This window comes from Aureispira sp. CCB-E, assembly GCF_031326345.1.
Classification (GTDB): Bacteria; Bacteroidota; Bacteroidia; order Chitinophagales; family Saprospiraceae; genus Aureispira.
On the sequence record NZ_CP133671.1, the window covers coordinates 708,422 to 725,460 of the forward strand.

Here is a 17,039-nt window from a genome sequence, read left to right on the forward strand (position 1 = left end):
AGGTTTTAAAAAAGCCAATCACCAACACTTTGGCAATTGGCTTTAGGTATAATTGGGGTTAATTTTCGTTGTTCTAAGGGGCTTACTTAATGTAAGTGGTCTTAATGAGCATACGCACCTCAACACCTTTGTACAAAGGAATTTCAAGGAAACCAAAGCCATCTAAATAAATATCCAAGTCCTGCACTTTTCTAATAGTGGTTTGTTCATCTTTAGAATCAGAGGTTGGATACCAAATATTATGATCTCCTGCGCTAGTGCCATCGTGGGAAAATTGGCGCTCTGTCATGCGTCCTGTGAAATGCTTGTCATCGTCTGCGTCAAAGTGAATGCCATTGATGCGCAAAGAAGAACCGCTGCGGGCTAACTTCGCAAAAACACGCAAAGTGTCTTCATCAAAAGTACCACTAACAACCAGTTTATCATGCTGTGCGGTATCTACTTTGAAAATGGGCAAACTTTCGCTGTCTACTCCAAGGCGTACCAATGCTTTGTTGGGGTTTTCTGCCACATCAGGAATAAGCAAGGTTAACTCAATTTGCCCCTCTTCGCTGTGTCCTTTTTGGCTAGAGATTAGGGAATAATTAGGGTCTACAATACCGCCTGCGGCTTCGACATCGGTAATCAGTTCAATTTCTGAACTGCCCTCGGCTAAGGGCAAATAAGAGAGTTTGCCGTTTACTTTGGCGTGTGGGGTAGCAATGCACAGATCAGCTGTGAAGGGGGTGTAAATACGAATAACTTTGTTCGTTGATCTCATCTAATTTTAGATTTAGTGTTGAGTTTAAAAAAGGATTTAATAGAAGAATAACAGGTTTTAAATTGGGTGTAAAGCCATTTGAAAAACGAAACAATTGTGTTTTGGTTGGTGATAAAAAAGAAGACTAAAGAAATAAGCATAAACAGACACTTTAAAGTGTCTAATAGGATGATAATCCCTTGTTGGTATTCGATGCTTTGAGAGAGCGAAATAATTGTATCTGCGTGGTGGATTAAGCCGTTGAATTGAAGTTGTAAAATTAAACTGTCAATTCCATCGCTCAATTGATACAATCCAACATTAAAAAAGGTGAGCAGCCATGTAATTGGCTTTGAAAGGGCTTTCATTCTAAAGTACTTTTTTGTTGACCGTCATCAAGAATAAAATTCCGAGACAAACCAAACCAATGGTTAAGTAATCAAATTTAATTTCTACCACAATGTTGTCAGGTATGAGCATAAAAGAAGGGTTTGTTTACATGGTTAAAATGGTTTTAGGGTTCGCTTTTATTTGTTTGGTTGATGCTACAAAGATGCGGTAAAAAATACCACAAAAGCGAGTTTTTAAGCCTGTTTTGGGGCGTTTTATGGCGTATTTCGAGCAATTACGCCATTACTTTGTAACCCTTAAAATATGGCTCTGTTGGTTTATTTAGAGGGGGTACAAAGGGGGAGTTTTTTTGAATTACGGGGGGTGTTTGTGGTTTTTCTCTTTGAAAAGAAATAGGATAAAATTTTGAACTAATGTTCAAAGGGTGATTTTACACGTTTTAGATATTTTACTTAATTTTTTTTAATATATTTTAAATAATTGAAACCTTGATAGATAAGAGTACGTTAAAAAAAGGCAATTTATTTATATTGAATCAATTAACTCATTTTTTTACTAAAAATCTAATTCTAATATTATGAAAGGACTCCAAGCAATAAAACCTGGGCCAAAGCCTAAAAAACAAGATGGAACACCTGACAGAAGAAGACGTGTTACTCCTAAGCTAAAACCCAAACATCCCAAATTAAAACCTCATAAGCATAAAACTGGAGATTAAAAACAGATGCTTAAAATTCAATTAGCAAAAGCCTTAGCTTGAATTTGGATTGTAAAAACACTAAGAGAAAGAGTTGTATAGTAATCTTAGCCTAAAGTATAATACTATACAACTTTTTTTTATCTGAAATTTACTTTTTAGAAAATTGAAACAACCGCACCCCAACATTGACAGAATGCACATTCTGCAACAAATCATAATCATAACCAACCGACCAACCCTTCGCACTCACAAACTGCAAACCCAATCGAATGTTTGAAAATTGATTTACATTGCCACCAACGCCCCCCGTTAGTAACAACGTACTAACGGGCATCGGAACAGGCTTTAAAACCTCAATTTTCTTAGTAATCAATTTGGGTATTTTTAATTTGTAATCCAAGGCATTCTTTAAAAGCGAACCTTTGACCGTCGATTCATAATAAAGCGTCAAATTTTCATCTTCTATACTATCCCTGTATAAGTTTGCTTTTTCATGCTTGGAAGTATCAATTTTAGCCCTTGGAACGCTGCTCCCTGTGCTGTCTACATAAACAATAATAGGCTTTGGGGTGGGCTGCCTTGGCATTTGTATAATAATGGGCGGTGGTGGTGTCGTGTCAATCGTTACAATCGTATCTTGTTGTGGCCAGGGGTGTTCCAATGAACCGCCCCAAAATTCCCGTACTTGTAGCGCAAAAGAAAGGATTCCAATTAGCATATAAGTAATGAGACAAATATACAATAGCCTATTTCTAGTTTGATGTTTCATGGTTAAGAATGGTATTTAATAAAGTTTTCAATAATATCCACCACATAGGCGGCAGCTCTGTCTCTTCCCTCATTGGATAGCAAGTATTTTTTACATTCTTCGTAATTGTCCATAAAGAACAGCTCCAAGATAATAGCAGGGTTATCTGTCTTGGCGAGTATATCCCAATTCTTGCGCTTGATCCCTCGAAATTTACTTTCGGGAAAATGCTTTTTAAACAAAGCTTCTGTCCATCTTGCCAAAGCTTGGCTTTTTGAACTGGATTGTCTAGCGATCCACGTCTCGCACCCATGACCACCTCCTGCATTAGAATGTAGATCAATTAAAAAAGTCCTCTTTTGGCTCTTTTTGTATAAGTAATCTGCTCTTGAAATTCGGGTACTCATTCTAATATCTTGCTGTTCGGGTACGAGATCATAAAAAGGAATGCCCTTGGCGGTGAGCTGCTCCATTACACGAGCTTTGATCGCTCGGTTGTATTCCCCCTCGTAGATGGTGGTACCATCTTTAAAAGTGTAGCGTTTGCCCTTGGTTTGGTACACGCCGCCAATCATGCCGCCGTGTCCATTACCAAGAACTGGAATTAAGTTTGTCATTGGTTTGGGTCGTTAAAAATGGTTAGAATCGGTTTTTTGTTCTCCTACTACTTCAAATCTAGTTTGATGCAAGAAAGCATCTAAAACTCGTCTGTGTTGCCTTCTTTCGTGTTTGTTTAAGTCTTGATTTCGATTGATACGCTTGTTGTACATCGGCTCGAAATAACGCTTTAAAACGTTCTCTATCGTCCGAGATCGCATCGAGGTCGTGACGACTTCAAATTGTAATCTATCACGGTCTAAATGCGATAAAATGCCGCCTTTTTGGAATAGGCGCATAACCGTTTTGTAAATATTTTCAGAAGCCCCGAGGTATAAAACGGCTTCTTTTTGACGTATGAGGAATACGCCTTTTTGGTTTCTGTATCTACCTAATTTTTTTTGAGGAATGGGAGGTTGAACGGTCAAAGTTAGAGCTTTGACAGTCATCATTAAACCTGTGTTTTTATATGGTTATTAAAATTCAAAGTTATCTAAAAAGGTATTAATATCAATGATTTTTTTGCCTTGTTTGGTCACTTCAACAAAAACAAATGCTTCGTTTTTATCGTAATGAATCAAAATGCGTTTGCCCTTTAATGCTTCGACAATATTAGAGGCGATGTCCTGCCCTTCTAGCTTCTCCAAAATGATGTTTTTTAAAGCAGTTGGAACCATGTCTAGATGCTCTAAGAATTTGCTTTGTAAGAGCTGCCCTGCATCCATACTAATCAAGGCGCTTTTTTGTCGGTTGTAAACCGTGGCGATTGCCTGTCCTTTTTGTTTAGAAAGAATCAAAATTAATTCAAAGGGATTCTCTTCGCATTGGTCAGCTGCTTGCAAAAATAAATCATCCATCATAGCGGATAAATCATCTTTTAGTTTTGGACGTTGTCTTTTCCAATACTTTTTTAGTTGTACTTCTGGACTTAATAGGTCTTTTAACATTTTTAGTCTTTTTAGATGGTTTTTTATACGGTGTATACGTTAATTTCCCTGTATTCATTTCCAAGGTGCAAAAGCTATAATTAGGGGCTGTTTTTAGCTTTTTATACGCCCATTGGATTTTTTCAAAATGTGGTATCTTCTCGCTTTTTTGTCGAGGTGGTGCGACATTGTTGGTAAAAAACTTAGCTTGTGTTAAGGCGTTCCATGCTCCATTGGGAAACATATTCGGATCATGAAAAATTAAGCAAAACCACACATTAACATGCTTGGCTCGATAGAAACAAGATTTTTGGGCTTTGGTCAATCTTGAGGTTAAAATATTGGTGGCATCATCAATGATAAAAAATAGACCACTATAACGCCCTTTAATTTTGATTTGCTTGTACAAAAGCGTTTCCGTGAGGGTTTCGTCCGCTTCCATTGCTTTGACCTTCTTACCCCTAAATTTTTTCATATAATGGGTGGCAAATTCGTAATCCTGTCCTTTGTAGGTAAAATATAAGGTTTCGGTCTTTTTGTCGCTCCAAAGTTCTATTTCTTCATAGCCTTGCCAGTCCTCATCTCGCCCCGAATTGTAGACAAAAATGGTACTTCGTCCACAGTTTTTGACAAACTGTTGTAAGTTGTAGGTTTTGCCGCTATGTTGCCGCCCAAAGTAGACCAAAAAAAAGGGTTCTATCTTTTTGGGAGGAGGTGCTATTGTTGGTTTATTCATAGCCTAAACGTTCTTTAATTTGTTTGTTGGTTAATCCCTCTTCAATCCATTGCCGAACAATCGGACTAGGTTCTTCGTTGGCGTGTTCCACTTTGATAAAGGTACCTTTGGGCGTTCGATTGTAAGTGCCTTTGGTTTTGGCTAGAGAGAATATTTTTCTGCGATCTTGATACTCTTTTAAATGCGAATAGTCGGTTTTATGCTCGCCTGCTGCCTGCTGTTCTTCGTTCAAGTTGGTTGAAGTCTTTTTGTTGACAGCTGTTTTTTTATTAACCTGGTATTTATCCCAAACCGCTACGCCCAAAGGTGGCAATGTCCACATGGCTAATGCCATCAAGAGTGTACCAAATGGCGTGGGGGCTTTTATTTCCTGTGTGGCTAAATATTCTTTTATTGCTTCGATCAGCGTCGATTTAATATCGTCATCCGCCAAATACTCGGCAATATGCTCACCGCTTATTTTACTGCAAAGTTGCGCTTTTAGAACATCTGCCCCATTTAGTAAAATATTGGCTAGTTTTTCAATATTTTCAAGGTTCTTGGGGCTATTGCCTGTTATGGGTTCTTTGATGTCGCCAATTGTGGTGGTGCTTGGCTCGTCGGGTTCTTCATCCTTAAAATCATTTAGAGGATCTTCCCCTTCGTCAATGTCCAAATCATCTAAATCCAAATCGTCCAAATCATCATCGAAATCAAGATCATCAAAATCATCCAAATTAAAATTATCCTCTTCGGGTTGCTCTATTAAACTGCTATCAAAGCCCTGCGTTTCTAAGTGCTTGTCAAACGCTGTTTTTTCTGCGATGCTCCCCTGCTCATTTTCTGAAACTGAAAAATTCGTATTTTCTGCGTTTTTTATGCTTTCAAGCGTTTTTTCTTCCTTTTTTTGTTCTTTTTCCATGCGTTTTTTTTAGGTTTTTTGAATCGTTTTTTTGTCTTGCGAAAACGTTTTTTTTATCGTTTTTAAAGGCGCTTAATTTTGGCTAAAAAGGCTTTTAAATGTTGGATGGCTTGTACCCTTCCCATTTGTTCGGAAAAGCTTGTTTTCTCGAAGTTTTCTGAGCGATCAAATAAAAACAAGGGATCATCCTCTTCGATGTCAAATAAAGCGTTGTACTCTTCCTCTTCCAAGGCTTTTATTTTGCGCTCAATTAAATTAAGCACTGTATTTTTGTCAATGGGTTGTGGATGGTCGGTCTTTTGTTCAGCTTGTACTGGCGTTTCTTTGCTGTCTGCTCCATCTATAGGAACTAAGATAATGGGCTTAGAAACTTTGTATTCTGCGCCTTTGTAGCTCACTTTTGCTCCTTTTTGTATTCTTACTTTTGGTTGTCTCATTTTAGTTTTAGATTAATAGGTTTTGAATTAGATTATTTGCGGTTGTTTTTTCTGCTTTTTTTAGTGCTGCGTCTGCGATTATTACGCTTGTTGAGCTTCTTTTTCTTCCTGCGCTTGTAAATGCTCTTTTTAGGCTCTTTGGGCTGCTCTGTGGCATCTTCTAGGGCTGCGTCCATAAAATGCCCGTAATCGTTAATATCAAGCGGTTGAGCGGTAGTAGCAAAGTTTTTTAGTTTGGATTGGGTCTCCTTTCTTGCTTCCTCTTTTAGTAGGTTCAATTTAGACCTCCATTTTACATATTTCCAAATACTGTAAATCCCATACAAAGTAGGAATCAAAAGCAGCATCCAAATAGAAAAATAAGGTACGCCAACGGCGATTTTTAAAGCGGCTAAATTCATAGTATATGTATTGTTTTGATGAATAATTCATACAAAACTAGATGCTAAGCGGCTAAAATAAAAGGGTTTTAGGATCACCCCCTTTATTATATGGCGTAATTCAGAACTAACTAGCAGAAACTAAAAAAACACCCCGTTTTTTGGAGTGTTTTTTTATATCATGACAGAAATGTTTATCATTTGTATGATTAGTTTTACTTGTAAAAAAGTAGTTAAGTTATTATTTTACTAAGTATGTAGCCAATTAGCGTGGTTAACCCATTAGCAGATATGCTAAGAATAATTGTTTTAAAGACACCTTCTAGTTGCTTTTTGTTATTTTTTTTAACGTCATTAAATTTATTTTTATCACCTTTAGTGAAAGTAAACATTGGATTTCTTCTGAGTTTTCCAAACCTTTGTCTCAGCATTTGATTAGCATACAAGGAGCCCATTCTGTAAAATAAAAATAAAACTAAGACAGAGGACGTAAGGAAAAAAAATAATTTGTGATTATCATCTTTAGGTAAGAAGGATAAAGAACTACTAGAAAGTATTGAATAAAGATAATTTATGAGGATTGTTCCTGCTGTTAAAAATGAGATAATTATAAAGTTGTGAAACTTGTTCTTGTGTTTTACAATAAATTTTATCAATTTATGATCATGACTATTGTTCTTTAAAGTATCATACCATTCAGATACTATTGTTTTTAGTTCATTGCAAATTTGGGAATTAACAAAGTCTATTTTACAACTCATTTGGGCTTGTGCTTCCTCTAAGTCGTGAGCTTCCCCACCTTGAAAAACTACTTGAATTATTTCACTTGTTTTCAAACTATTACCAATTCTAACTCTTATAGTATGTGTTTGAGGTACTTCATGTGTTTGATTAGGTAGTATTAAATTAAAATCCCATTCTAAAGTGATATATTTTGTACATGCAGAGATCCCAAAATCTGTATTGGTGAATTCATTCCAATTTCCAAGTGATTTTATCTCTTTATTATCAAACCCTATTGTCACATTCACAATATCAGTAACCAATTTATGTAGCTCTAATTTTTTATAAATTTTAGTATTGAGTTCAATTATATCAGAATAATTAAATTCTTTATATTTTGTAAATAATTTTATATCAGTATCTCTTTTTCCCTTGATTAAATAGTAGAGTGATTGAAACTGCTTAATTTGCTCTGTAGTTGAAACTGCCTTACTATTCGAAGAAGAGATTATGTCATTTTTCATAGGGATTTTTTTTTATAGTTATTGAGTCTAATAAATATATGTATTTTTTTTTACATTTTATAACTATGAAACACAAGCCACCAATTAAAGTGGCTTGTGCGGTGGATTACTTATCTTCTTTTAATCGCTTCTTACGTGCTTTTACCATACACGACCTAGAACAATATTTATGATTCGCTGAATTATGAACAAAAGGCGTTGCACAAGCAGGACAAATCCTTGTAAACTCCTTTTTTACCTTCTCTACTTCAATAGTTTTCTCTGTAACTTCTGTAGTTTCGTTCACTTCCTCATAGTCAATAAAACTAGGCTTCTTTTGCTGTCTTGGACTGCCTGTAACTTCTGTAGTTTCGGGGTGTACTTCTGTAGTACCCCTGTGAACTTCTGTAGTTCCTTTTTGCTCTTTTTCAACTGATTGCGTTGAAACTTCTGTAGTTCCTCCTTTTTCTTTTTCCTTGCGGCATTCGGTATGGTACCACCACGAAAAACACAGGGAGAGTAAAAAGAGAACTTCAAAAGTTACGGCAGTAATGACCAATTGTTTGCCTAGTTCTTGACGTTCTTTTGTTACCCGTTCAACTTCTGTTTGATAAGTGGCACTAACCGCTGCTTTTGTCCTTTGGTTGGCTTCATTTAATGCCCTTAACGCTTCATCTTTTTGCCCTTGCAGAGCTTTAATATCCTCATTGTATTCTTTGATTACTTTGGAATCTTTACTGGATAGACGACCTTGCCAAAGTCTATTTTTTCGGTACTGGTTGCGCTCGGCTTCCTTGTCAGCGATCCGTGCTGCAAAATCTGAATTAATAGCATCCGAACTTTTTAAAATGGCGCTAGTTTCTACAGCATCCGCAATAAAAAAGGAAGGCAAAATTTTTGCACCTTCAACTGAAATGTAAATACTCGCACATACTGTGATCACAGCGAGTAGGGCAGGAAATTTTTCTATTTCTTTGTACTGGAATGCGCCTTTCATTACATCGTTGGTTGATTCTCGTTTGATGGCTTCTATCATCAATACCAAGGCAGCGGCACAAGCAACACGAGCAATTAAATTGATACCAACAAATAAATAAGATAGCATCGTAAATGCTGTGGTAAGGCTGGCAAATTGAGCAATGATACTCATGCCTATAAATGCCGCATTTGCCATTGCGAAACGCTCGGAGAATCGTTTGTGCTTAAATTTTTCCTCTAAGGTTTCATTTAATCGAAGATGAAAGATTTTAAAGTTTAGCTTTTTTCTAGCTTCTGCGTGTGGATTTTTACTGAAAGTTGTCATATATTGGTGTTTCTCAAGTTTAATAATAGGGGAGGACTAGAGGTCATATACTAGTCAGCCCCTTTTTGTTTTAATGCTTCTAGTTTTTAGGATAGTTTATTCCTAAAGTGATTCTTTGATGAAATCCAAACTAGTCTATATTGTGGTAACCGCTTCGTGCTGTTGTTACTGGAGTTTTATTTCCTTTTAGGTTCATATTATTGTTATTAAAATGGTAGATCATCACTGAAGTAAATGGGTTCTAAAACCTTGTTAAGTTCCTCGTTGCAAGATTTTAAAACTTCTTCCAAATCGTGATCCCCTATTAATTTTAAAACCTCTCCAACAACCATATAAAAACGGGTTTCAAGACTGATATTTAACTTATCGGTTTTATTATATTTAGGCTCATTTCTATACCATCTTAAGTCTCGTATATCAATATCATATTTACCCCAAGAGAGTAAATAAAAATGGTGTATGATTGGAGTAAATGAATGTCCTTTGTATTCAATTTTTAATGAGTCATTTGTTGTTGAAACTTCAATCGTTTCATATTTTAAGTTCTTTGCTTGTAGCTTCTTTACAACGGCTTTGAATTCTTCTCTCTCTTCTGATAAAAACATCTTTGCACCTGCTAAACTCCAAGCAGTACACAAGCGGTTTTTCTTACCAAAAGAATTAAAATATCTTCTTTTGGTATATCCTTTTATTATTATGACTACACCTGTTTTGTTATCTATCATAATTATCTGTTTAATCAATTATTTAAATAGTTTAAGTCCTTTTTTTATAGCCTTTTTACACACCAATAGCGCCCTCGTTTTCGTCCTTCGGGAGCAACTGTCTTTTGTTGAAAACCTAAGAAGCCCATAGCCCTTGCCACTTTGGAAACACTAACATCTTTACTAAGTGTAAAGCTCTTATCTAAATGCTTCCAAATATCAGTAGCATTCAAAAGCTCTAAATCCTTGTCTTTCTTGCTGCATGGCTCGTAAAGTTCCATAATGAAATAGTGTTCATTACTCAGCTTTTTGAACCCATTTTGATACTTGTCTATTTGGCTTTTTTCTTTCAGATCGGGGAGGTATCGCCACCCTTGCTTGTATAGTTTGTAAGCTTGCCCCCAAAGCTTGCGCATATCTATATTTTGAAGCTCATTTATATCTATTGGTGCAATTAGTTTAAAGGGCAGAAAACGGCGGTTTCCTGTGTCGTCTTGTAGTATCTCAATTCTATTTGCTGTACCGCAAAAATTAGCAATCCTAGGGGCTAACGTGCTGTTTTTAGCGTAATGCTTACGAGCTTTGATTCTAGGCATTGTAACGGCACTTTTTAGAGCTTCCCATTCGCTATCCTTGCTTAGTACGCTGAACTGTTCATCTAGTACGACTATAAAAGTGTCGGATAGCAAGATCATAGAATCTTTATTCTTTAAATCAAGATGGCCCGTGAACGTGTACTCTGCGCTAAATAGGGAAGTAAAAAAGGTTGTTTTGTTTGTTCCTTGCTCTCCACAAAGAATTAAACAATGATGATTGGTACAATGTCCTTCAATAAATACATTGGCAACAGAAGCCACTAACCATTTTTTGAACACGCTTTTAAAAAGGTCTTTTGGGGCATCTGTTTTGACCAAAGCCGCTACTTTTTCAATGTAATCGGTTGTATCATTTTCCAAGCTATCACCCCAACCTTTTAAGCTTTCTTTTAGTGGGTGAACGTCTTTTGAAAACTGGCTTAAAATGATTCCTTCTAGCACAGCAGGACTGCAACGCAAGCCCCGTTTTTTAAGCAATTCCCCCGCAATAGAATTGTATTCTTTCTTTTCCATAGCAACGAACTTACCCTTTCCTTTGGGGCGGTACTCTTCACGGCTTTTTAAGGTATTTATCCTAAAATCAAAGAACTGTTTTAGCGTCTCTTCAACCTTCTGACGCATAAACATTGAGGCTCTAATTTTCTTATCTAGTTCGTTTATTTCTTCCTCGTCTAGCTCGGGTAAATTGATGCTTTGTTCTTCTGTAGCCTTCTCTTTGTATAAATTCGGTTCGTATTCATTCGTAGAGCTTTGGGTACTCTTGCCTTCTTTGCCGTTTTCCTTTCTCCACGTGTCATAGATACCCACTTCTTTAATATTGTCATAAGCCCATTGGATAAGCTTAAACGCTTTGCGTTCGTCTTGATCAGCTTGTAATAAATTTCCCTCTACAAAGTCTTGACATTCTTTTTGCTCAATCCCATATTTGACACATTCAATGCTAAATTGCTTTACGTATTCATGTCTTTGACCTTCTACATAACTAAAGCCTTTGGATTCAATCTTGTTAATTGCTTTGGTGATGTCGTCAAAACTATCATAGTCAATAGATTGAACTGTTTTTGCTTGCGTTTTTTGCTGTTTTTCAACTTGTACTGTCTCAAATAATTGGGTTTGATAAACAAAGGCGGTACTTTCCTCATTATAATACAAGTGAGGATCAGAAGAAACAAAGCAAAGACGATTTATATTTTTACTGCTTTTATCGCTTTCTATGCCCGTTAAATCTTGATAATAGGTACTTACTACCTTATAAGCGTTTGGATGCTGTAAAGGGTCAGAATTAGACGTTTTTACAATGACTTTGATACCTTCTCCCGAAGGAGATAAAAAAGAAAGTAGGGTATGGGGGCAATCTTGAACTTTTTGTATCAATTCTTCTAACTCGAAATAATCGGTTATCCCATCATAATCTAGTACGACATTGCCATTATACTCTATTAATGCCTCTTTTTTAGGAGGGATAGGAATTTTCATTCCATCGCTTTTGCGTTTCGTCCATTGTTGCCCAAAACGTCCAGAAGGTGTAAAGCATTTTAAAGTATTGGCTTTAAGTTGCTGATACCTAGCTTTTGATAAGGTGTGTTTGCCCTTTCTGCATTCAAAAGTAGCAGCGACATGAACGCCGTTTTTGATTTCCTCTGCAAGTTCGTGCAATTCTTGGGGCGGACTCTGTATTTTATAAACCCCATGCAATACGGTTACTTTCATTCTGTGTATTTAATGGTTGGGTATATGTTAATTGATCGTTTGAAGATATAAGTATTGTCTAGCGGTCATTTTGTCTAAACTACACTCATACGCTTGAGCTAAAAATAGGGGAGACATTTCGAGTTCTTTTGCAATGATTAATAACAAGTCAAAAGACATTTTTTGAGGTCTTTTGAGCGCATTGGTAATGCTGTACTTAGTGACATTAGGAAGTTGGTACAAAGTGTTAAATTGTGTCTTACTTAGCTCGTTTTCGCAAAATTGGCGAAATGTTTGTGTTTCTTCTTGTGGCATTTGATGATGGTTTTTATTTATATGAATTATTGTTAAAATGTTGAAAAGAGAGAACCGAAGTTATTCCCTTGTTTTTTCCTTCTGTTTGGCTCTAGTGGCTTTGATAGCCTGTTGATAAAACCCATTTTTCACCTGTATTAAAATCCTTTTCAATGACATATCCTTCTTTTTAGGTATAGCTACGCCTAACCGCCTTTAGGGCAGTTTTTCACAACTTTTATGAATAATATAATTTGTTAGGTGGGAGAGAGTCGAACACTCCTGAATATTTCCCCAAATATCCAACTTCCTAATAAGTCACCTAGACCGTACAAACTTCTATTCCCCAATAGATAGTAATACACAGCTTTTTTATATCTTAGTAGCTAATTTTTGTTTTATTGATGTCAATTTAAAAATTCAATAATTCAAATATATCAACTAAAAAGCACAAATTCAACTTTTAGATTGAATTTAATTTAAATTTTTCCACTAAAAAGCAAAATTATTGTTTTAAATGACTGTACATGAACGACTTGAGAAGGTTATAAGAAAAAGTAAAAAAAATGCTAATAGCTTAGCAAGTGAGATAAATGTATCTCATACAGCAATAAGTAGAGCGTTAAGGGGGGAGACATTACCGAGTTCAAAAATATTAATTCCACTAGGAGAAAAACTTGGTATTAGTATAGATTGGGTGTTATTTGGGGTAGGAGAGATGTTTATGGATTCTTCAAAAGTTATCGAAGAGAAAGGAGAAAAAAAGAAAGGGACAGATAGTAAGAATTGTAAAAAAGAGCTAGAGCAGCTCAAGAAAGAACTAAGAGAAAAAGATCTTCTAATAGCAGAAAAGACAAAGCTTTTAGAGGCAAAGGATAAAATAATTAACCTTTTAGAAAAAAAGTAGCTTAAAAGAAATCACAACGAAAATATAAGAAAAAAGTGCCAATTAAAAACCTAAAAAACAAGGACTTAAACTATTTAACACGTCTGAACCCTATATCCTTATATTTTTAATAATAATAATAATATAAGAGGGGGGAGAGTATAAAGAATGTATTGATTTTCAGTAGATTACAAAGATATTTATCTGCTAGAATCCAGTCGTTTGGACAGCTTTCTTAACGGATGTAAATTATTGATTACCAATAGATTGCATCCGTTATTTTTTACAACACTATCCAATCTTAATTGTTTATTTTGCTTCACAGCTCTGTGAACGCTTTCCAATAAAATATTACATAAATCATAAAAAGTGGATAGTAGAAAGTTCGCCTTGATCGTAATATTTTCAAAAATACTTTCTTTTCTGCAAGAGCGTAGTTAAATTTAAGATTCAAACAACGACTAATAGCTAAGCATACTATATGAATTTGAAAATAATATCTGCGGGAGCAGGGAGTGGTAAAACATACAGTTTGACAGAAGAAATAGCTAGTTTGCTTGCTCCTAAAGATGGCAAGCCTGCGGCTGTGCGAGCGTCAGGAATTATTGCAACGACCTTTACAAATAAAGCAGCCGCAGAATTGAAGGAGCGGGTGCGAATCAAGCTTTTGGAAAAAGGCTTGACGCAAGAAGCGGATGAATTGGGAAATGCAATGATTGGGACAGTTCACTCAATTGGTGTGCAACTGTTGAAACGGTTTTCTTTTGAAGCAGGAGTTTCCCCAGAAGTAGATATTGTCGCTGATAGCGACCAACAAACGATTTTTAACCGAGCCTTATCGACTGTTATTCCTTTGGATTTGGTTCTCGAAATGGAGCAGCTAAGTGAGCAGTTGGGGTTTTATAAAAGCCTATTTTCTAAAAAAGACTGGAGGGGAGATTTAAAGCAATTGACAGATATTGCACGTTCCAATAACTTTGAAGCAGATGTTTTATTAGAAAGCAAAGCTTATTCTCTAAAAACTTATTTTGAGCTGTTGCCCCCACCTTCTAAGAAGAGTGGGGCATCGTTGAATGCCGAATTAATGGGGCATTTAGAGCGAACGTTAACAGCACTAGAAGGAAATGAAGATGGTACAAAGGGGAAAGAGACATTGATGGGGAGCCTTCGTTCCATGAAAACGACACTCAAAAATAGAGGATTTATTAATTGGTACGATTGGGCTAGACTAACAAAGTTGAAGGTGCCTAAAAAGAGCCGAGATGATATGTTTGATTTGATGGAGTTTGCCAAATGTCATGACCAGCATCCCGACTTTCACGAACAGATTGAACGGTATATTGGGCATATTTTTGATACTGCTATTGCTGCTTTAGAGGAATACGAAACCTACAAGAAAGCGCGCGGATTGATTGATTATATAGATATGGAGGTGTTGATTCTGAAGTTGTTAGAGAATGAGATGGTACAAGAGGTGTTAAAGGATGAGATTGATTTGTTGTTGGTGGATGAGTTTCAAGATACAAACCCCATACAGTTAAAAATATTTTTAAAATTGACCAACATAGCCAATCAATCGATTTGGGTAGGAGACCCTAAGCAGTCAATCTATGGTTTTCGAGGGGCGGCACCCGATTTGATGAAGGCGGTAATGGATAGTACAGAGAATATTGCTAATTTGCCTAATTCGTGGCGTTCTCGACAAGATTTGGTACACTTGTGCAATGGGTTATTTGTTAAGGCTTTTTCTCCTGAGATGCCTGTAGAGCGTATTGCTCTAGATACAGCACCACCCTTTGTTAAGGAAAATGAGTCGGAAGATTTGGAATTAGCGACACATCATTGGCATTTTAAGTTTGAAGGGAATCGAGCACCTGCTAAGCCGTGGTTTGAGCAGTGTATTGCTCGCAATATTGCTGTAATGCTTTCTGAAAATTGGAAGGTGCGAATCAAAGGAACAAATGAAGTCCGTTCTATCCAACCAGGCGATGTAGCTGTATTGTGTCGATCAAATGCCGCTTGTCAAACAATGGCAGAGGCATTGCATAGGGAAGGATTAAAAGCATCTATTTCTAGAAATGGTTTGTTGCAGACAGCAGAAGCTAGTCTCATTTTGGCTTGTTTGCGTTATATATTAAACAAACATGATGCATTGGCTGTAGCAGAAATTTTACTATTGGCACAAAAGCAGAACATTGAGGATATTATAGCGAATCGTTTGGAATACTTGGAAAAAATTAAGGTTGATCCAGATTATACGGAACGTTGGGGAAACGACGATGCTTACATTCAGCAATTGCGTACCTTACGGCATAAAAGTAAAGAATTGTCGGCAACGGAAATTTTAAATGGGGTGTTAGAAAAGTTGGATATACGCCGAACTGTGGCGGCTTGGAGCAATGAACAACAACGACTGGATAATATCGATGCGCTTCGAAAATTAGCTTTAGATTATGAAGAAACCTGCAATCGACTCAACTCTGCTGCAACACTTGGAGGTTTTTTGTTGTGGTTGGATGAATTGGCTAGTGAAGGACTTGACGAGCAGGGAAAAGGAGCGGGAACTAATGCCGTAAATGTGTTGACTTACCATAAAAGTAAAGGTTTGGAGTGGCCTTTTGTTGTTTGTCATGGCTTGCCTAATGATTTAAAAGATAGTCTTTGGGGAATTAGAATCGTTCGACAAACTCCCGAAATTGATATTAAAAATCCTTTAGCAAATCGCTTGTTGTGTTATTGGATTAACCCTTATTCTGATCAAATCAAAGGAACTCGATTGATGGAAGTCATCGAATCACACGAAGCAAAAATAATTGCTCAAAAAGAGGCATTGGCAGAAGAAGCACGTTTGTTGTATGTCGGTCTAACAAGGGCGCGAGACTACTTGGTTTTTCCTACAATGCCTAAAAAACCAACAAAGTGGCTTAATCGAGTGTTTCATGATGGAAATGAGGCTATTCCAAGTTTGGATATTAATAGTGAGAGTTTGTTGTGGTTGTGGAAAGATGAAGAGATTTCTATCCGAACGCAGGTATTTAACTATGAGAAAAATATGCCTACAACAGAGTTGCCTGTAACGTCAATTGACTACTTGAGTCCTCATTTGGGGGAGCGAGAGTATCAGCCATTAGCAATGGATGCAGCTCAAAATATTTTTCCTTTTATAGAATATAAATTTGGTAAAGTGCAGCGATTTGCCAAACCGCTGATTTGGACGAATAAAGATTTGATTGACTTCTCAATGTTGCAACCCGTTGTTGGAACATATATTTTGGGAGATCAACCCAACTATTCAGACGCATCTACAAGAGAACAAATTGCCAATAACTTATTGGAGCAACATGATCTAGAAAATGACCTATCGCCTAAAAGCCTTATGAAATTATCAGCGGCTTTTTACAATAAGGTCGCGCAGGATTTTAAGGTGCAAAAAATAGAGAAATATCGTCATTTTCGTTGGAGCTCGTTGGAGCGAAATTCTTACTTTGAAGGAGTGATAGATTGGGTGTTGTTAACTGAAAATAATAAACTGGTCTTGATGCAACAGTTGACACAAGATATAACAAAATTGAACCAAAATAAGGCTAAACTAAAGGAAGAAATTAGTTTGTTGAAAGCAGGAGCAGAAGCATTAAAAGAGTCTTATGATGCATCAGAAGTTATCTTATGTGTAGTGCATTCTATAGAAGGTGTTTGGACATCAGTAGAACTTAAAGAAGTGCCTAAACAATCAACCTTATTCTCATAATTGAATAAAAATAGAGTAACTTTTAGGAAAAGTGTAAGTTTTTGCGTATAAAATGCATCATCAAAAAACAGTGAAAAA

18 protein-coding genes are annotated in these 17,039 nt (G+C 36.4%); 3 read left to right on the forward strand and 15 right to left on the reverse strand.

Features of this window, described 5'->3' with window-relative positions:
* Positions 1 to 82: 82 nt before the first annotated feature.
* Positions 83 to 760 carry a hypothetical protein gene (locus QP953_RS02735; protein ID WP_309553881.1) on the reverse strand — a complete coding sequence of 226 codons (678 nt, stop codon included), beginning with the start codon at positions 758 to 760 and terminating at the stop codon, positions 83 to 85.
* Entirely contained in the window at positions 757 to 1,107 is a 351-nt protein-coding gene (locus QP953_RS02740; protein WP_309553882.1) for a hypothetical protein, read from the reverse strand. The genes QP953_RS02735 and QP953_RS02740 overlap by 4 nt, the downstream gene beginning before the upstream one ends.
* Positions 1,108 to 1,667: 560 nt before the next feature.
* Here QP953_RS02740 and QP953_RS02745 point away from each other — a divergent pair.
* Positions 1,668 to 1,808 (forward strand): hypothetical protein, encoded by a 141-nt coding sequence (locus QP953_RS02745; RefSeq protein ID WP_309553883.1) that lies wholly within the window; start codon positions 1,668 to 1,670, stop codon positions 1,806 to 1,808.
* 130 nt (positions 1,809 to 1,938) lie between these two features.
* Here QP953_RS02745 and QP953_RS02750 read toward each other — a convergent pair whose 3' ends face one another.
* The 13 genes from QP953_RS02750 to QP953_RS02810 all read right to left on the reverse strand — a co-directional run bounded on the left by QP953_RS02750 (position 1,939) and on the right by QP953_RS02810 (position 12,348).
* Positions 1,939 to 2,559, reverse strand: a complete 621-nt coding sequence (locus QP953_RS02750; RefSeq protein ID WP_309553884.1) for a hypothetical protein — start codon at positions 2,557 to 2,559, stop codon at positions 1,939 to 1,941.
* A 2-nt stretch (positions 2,560 to 2,561) separates the two neighbouring features.
* The gene (locus tag QP953_RS02755) at positions 2,562 to 3,155 is read right to left on the reverse strand and encodes an N-acetylmuramoyl-L-alanine amidase (RefSeq protein WP_309553885.1); all 594 of its coding nucleotides are present in this window, start codon (positions 3,153 to 3,155) and stop codon (positions 2,562 to 2,564) included.
* A gap of 12 nt (positions 3,156 to 3,167) precedes the next feature.
* Entirely contained in the window at positions 3,168 to 3,587 is a 420-nt protein-coding gene (locus tag QP953_RS02760) for a hypothetical protein (protein ID WP_309553886.1), read from the reverse strand.
* A 24-nt stretch (positions 3,588 to 3,611) separates the two neighbouring features.
* Positions 3,612 to 4,082 (reverse strand): hypothetical protein, encoded by a 471-nt coding sequence (locus tag QP953_RS02765; RefSeq protein WP_309553887.1) that lies wholly within the window; start codon positions 4,080 to 4,082, stop codon positions 3,612 to 3,614.
* Positions 4,006 to 4,797 carry a hypothetical protein gene (locus QP953_RS02770; RefSeq protein ID WP_309553888.1) on the reverse strand — a complete coding sequence of 264 codons (792 nt, stop codon included), beginning with the start codon at positions 4,795 to 4,797 and terminating at the stop codon, positions 4,006 to 4,008. The genes QP953_RS02765 and QP953_RS02770 overlap by 77 nt, the downstream gene beginning before the upstream one ends.
* Positions 4,790 to 5,698 carry a hypothetical protein gene (locus QP953_RS02775; protein ID WP_309553889.1) on the reverse strand — a complete coding sequence of 303 codons (909 nt, stop codon included), beginning with the start codon at positions 5,696 to 5,698 and terminating at the stop codon, positions 4,790 to 4,792. Before QP953_RS02775 ends, QP953_RS02770 begins: the two co-directional genes overlap by 8 nt.
* A 62-nt stretch (positions 5,699 to 5,760) precedes the next feature.
* The gene (locus QP953_RS02780) at positions 5,761 to 6,135 is read right to left on the reverse strand and encodes a hypothetical protein (RefSeq protein WP_309553890.1); all 375 of its coding nucleotides are present in this window, start codon (positions 6,133 to 6,135) and stop codon (positions 5,761 to 5,763) included.
* A 32-nt stretch (positions 6,136 to 6,167) separates the two neighbouring features.
* The gene (locus QP953_RS02785; RefSeq protein WP_309553891.1) at positions 6,168 to 6,536 is read right to left on the reverse strand and encodes a hypothetical protein; all 369 of its coding nucleotides are present in this window, start codon (positions 6,534 to 6,536) and stop codon (positions 6,168 to 6,170) included.
* A gap of 212 nt (positions 6,537 to 6,748) precedes the next feature.
* The gene (locus QP953_RS02790; protein ID WP_309553892.1) at positions 6,749 to 7,762 is read right to left on the reverse strand and encodes a hypothetical protein; all 1,014 of its coding nucleotides are present in this window, start codon (positions 7,760 to 7,762) and stop codon (positions 6,749 to 6,751) included.
* A gap of 106 nt (positions 7,763 to 7,868) precedes the next feature.
* Positions 7,869 to 9,044, reverse strand: a complete 1,176-nt coding sequence (locus tag QP953_RS02795; protein ID WP_309553893.1) for a hypothetical protein — start codon at positions 9,042 to 9,044, stop codon at positions 7,869 to 7,871.
* Between the two features lie 206 nt (positions 9,045 to 9,250).
* A complete protein-coding gene (locus QP953_RS02800) occupies positions 9,251 to 9,769 on the reverse strand; it encodes a hypothetical protein (RefSeq protein ID WP_052596234.1) in 519 nt (172 codons plus the stop codon).
* Between the two features lie 44 nt (positions 9,770 to 9,813).
* Positions 9,814 to 12,054 (reverse strand): VapE domain-containing protein, encoded by a 2,241-nt coding sequence (locus QP953_RS02805; RefSeq protein WP_309553894.1) that lies wholly within the window; start codon positions 12,052 to 12,054, stop codon positions 9,814 to 9,816.
* A 27-nt stretch (positions 12,055 to 12,081) separates the two neighbouring features.
* A complete protein-coding gene (locus tag QP953_RS02810; RefSeq protein ID WP_052596230.1) occupies positions 12,082 to 12,348 on the reverse strand; it encodes a hypothetical protein in 267 nt (88 codons plus the stop codon).
* 496 nt (positions 12,349 to 12,844) lie between these two features.
* Between QP953_RS02810 and QP953_RS02815 the strand changes: the two genes are divergently transcribed.
* Together QP953_RS02815 and QP953_RS02820 are read left to right on the forward strand one after the other, a co-directional pair.
* The gene (locus QP953_RS02815) at positions 12,845 to 13,234 is read left to right on the forward strand and encodes a helix-turn-helix domain-containing protein (RefSeq protein WP_309553895.1); all 390 of its coding nucleotides are present in this window, start codon (positions 12,845 to 12,847) and stop codon (positions 13,232 to 13,234) included.
* Between the two features lie 460 nt (positions 13,235 to 13,694).
* The gene (locus tag QP953_RS02820) at positions 13,695 to 16,961 is read left to right on the forward strand and encodes a UvrD-helicase domain-containing protein (protein WP_309553896.1); all 3,267 of its coding nucleotides are present in this window, start codon (positions 13,695 to 13,697) and stop codon (positions 16,959 to 16,961) included.
* Positions 16,962 to 17,039 lie beyond the last annotated feature (78 nt).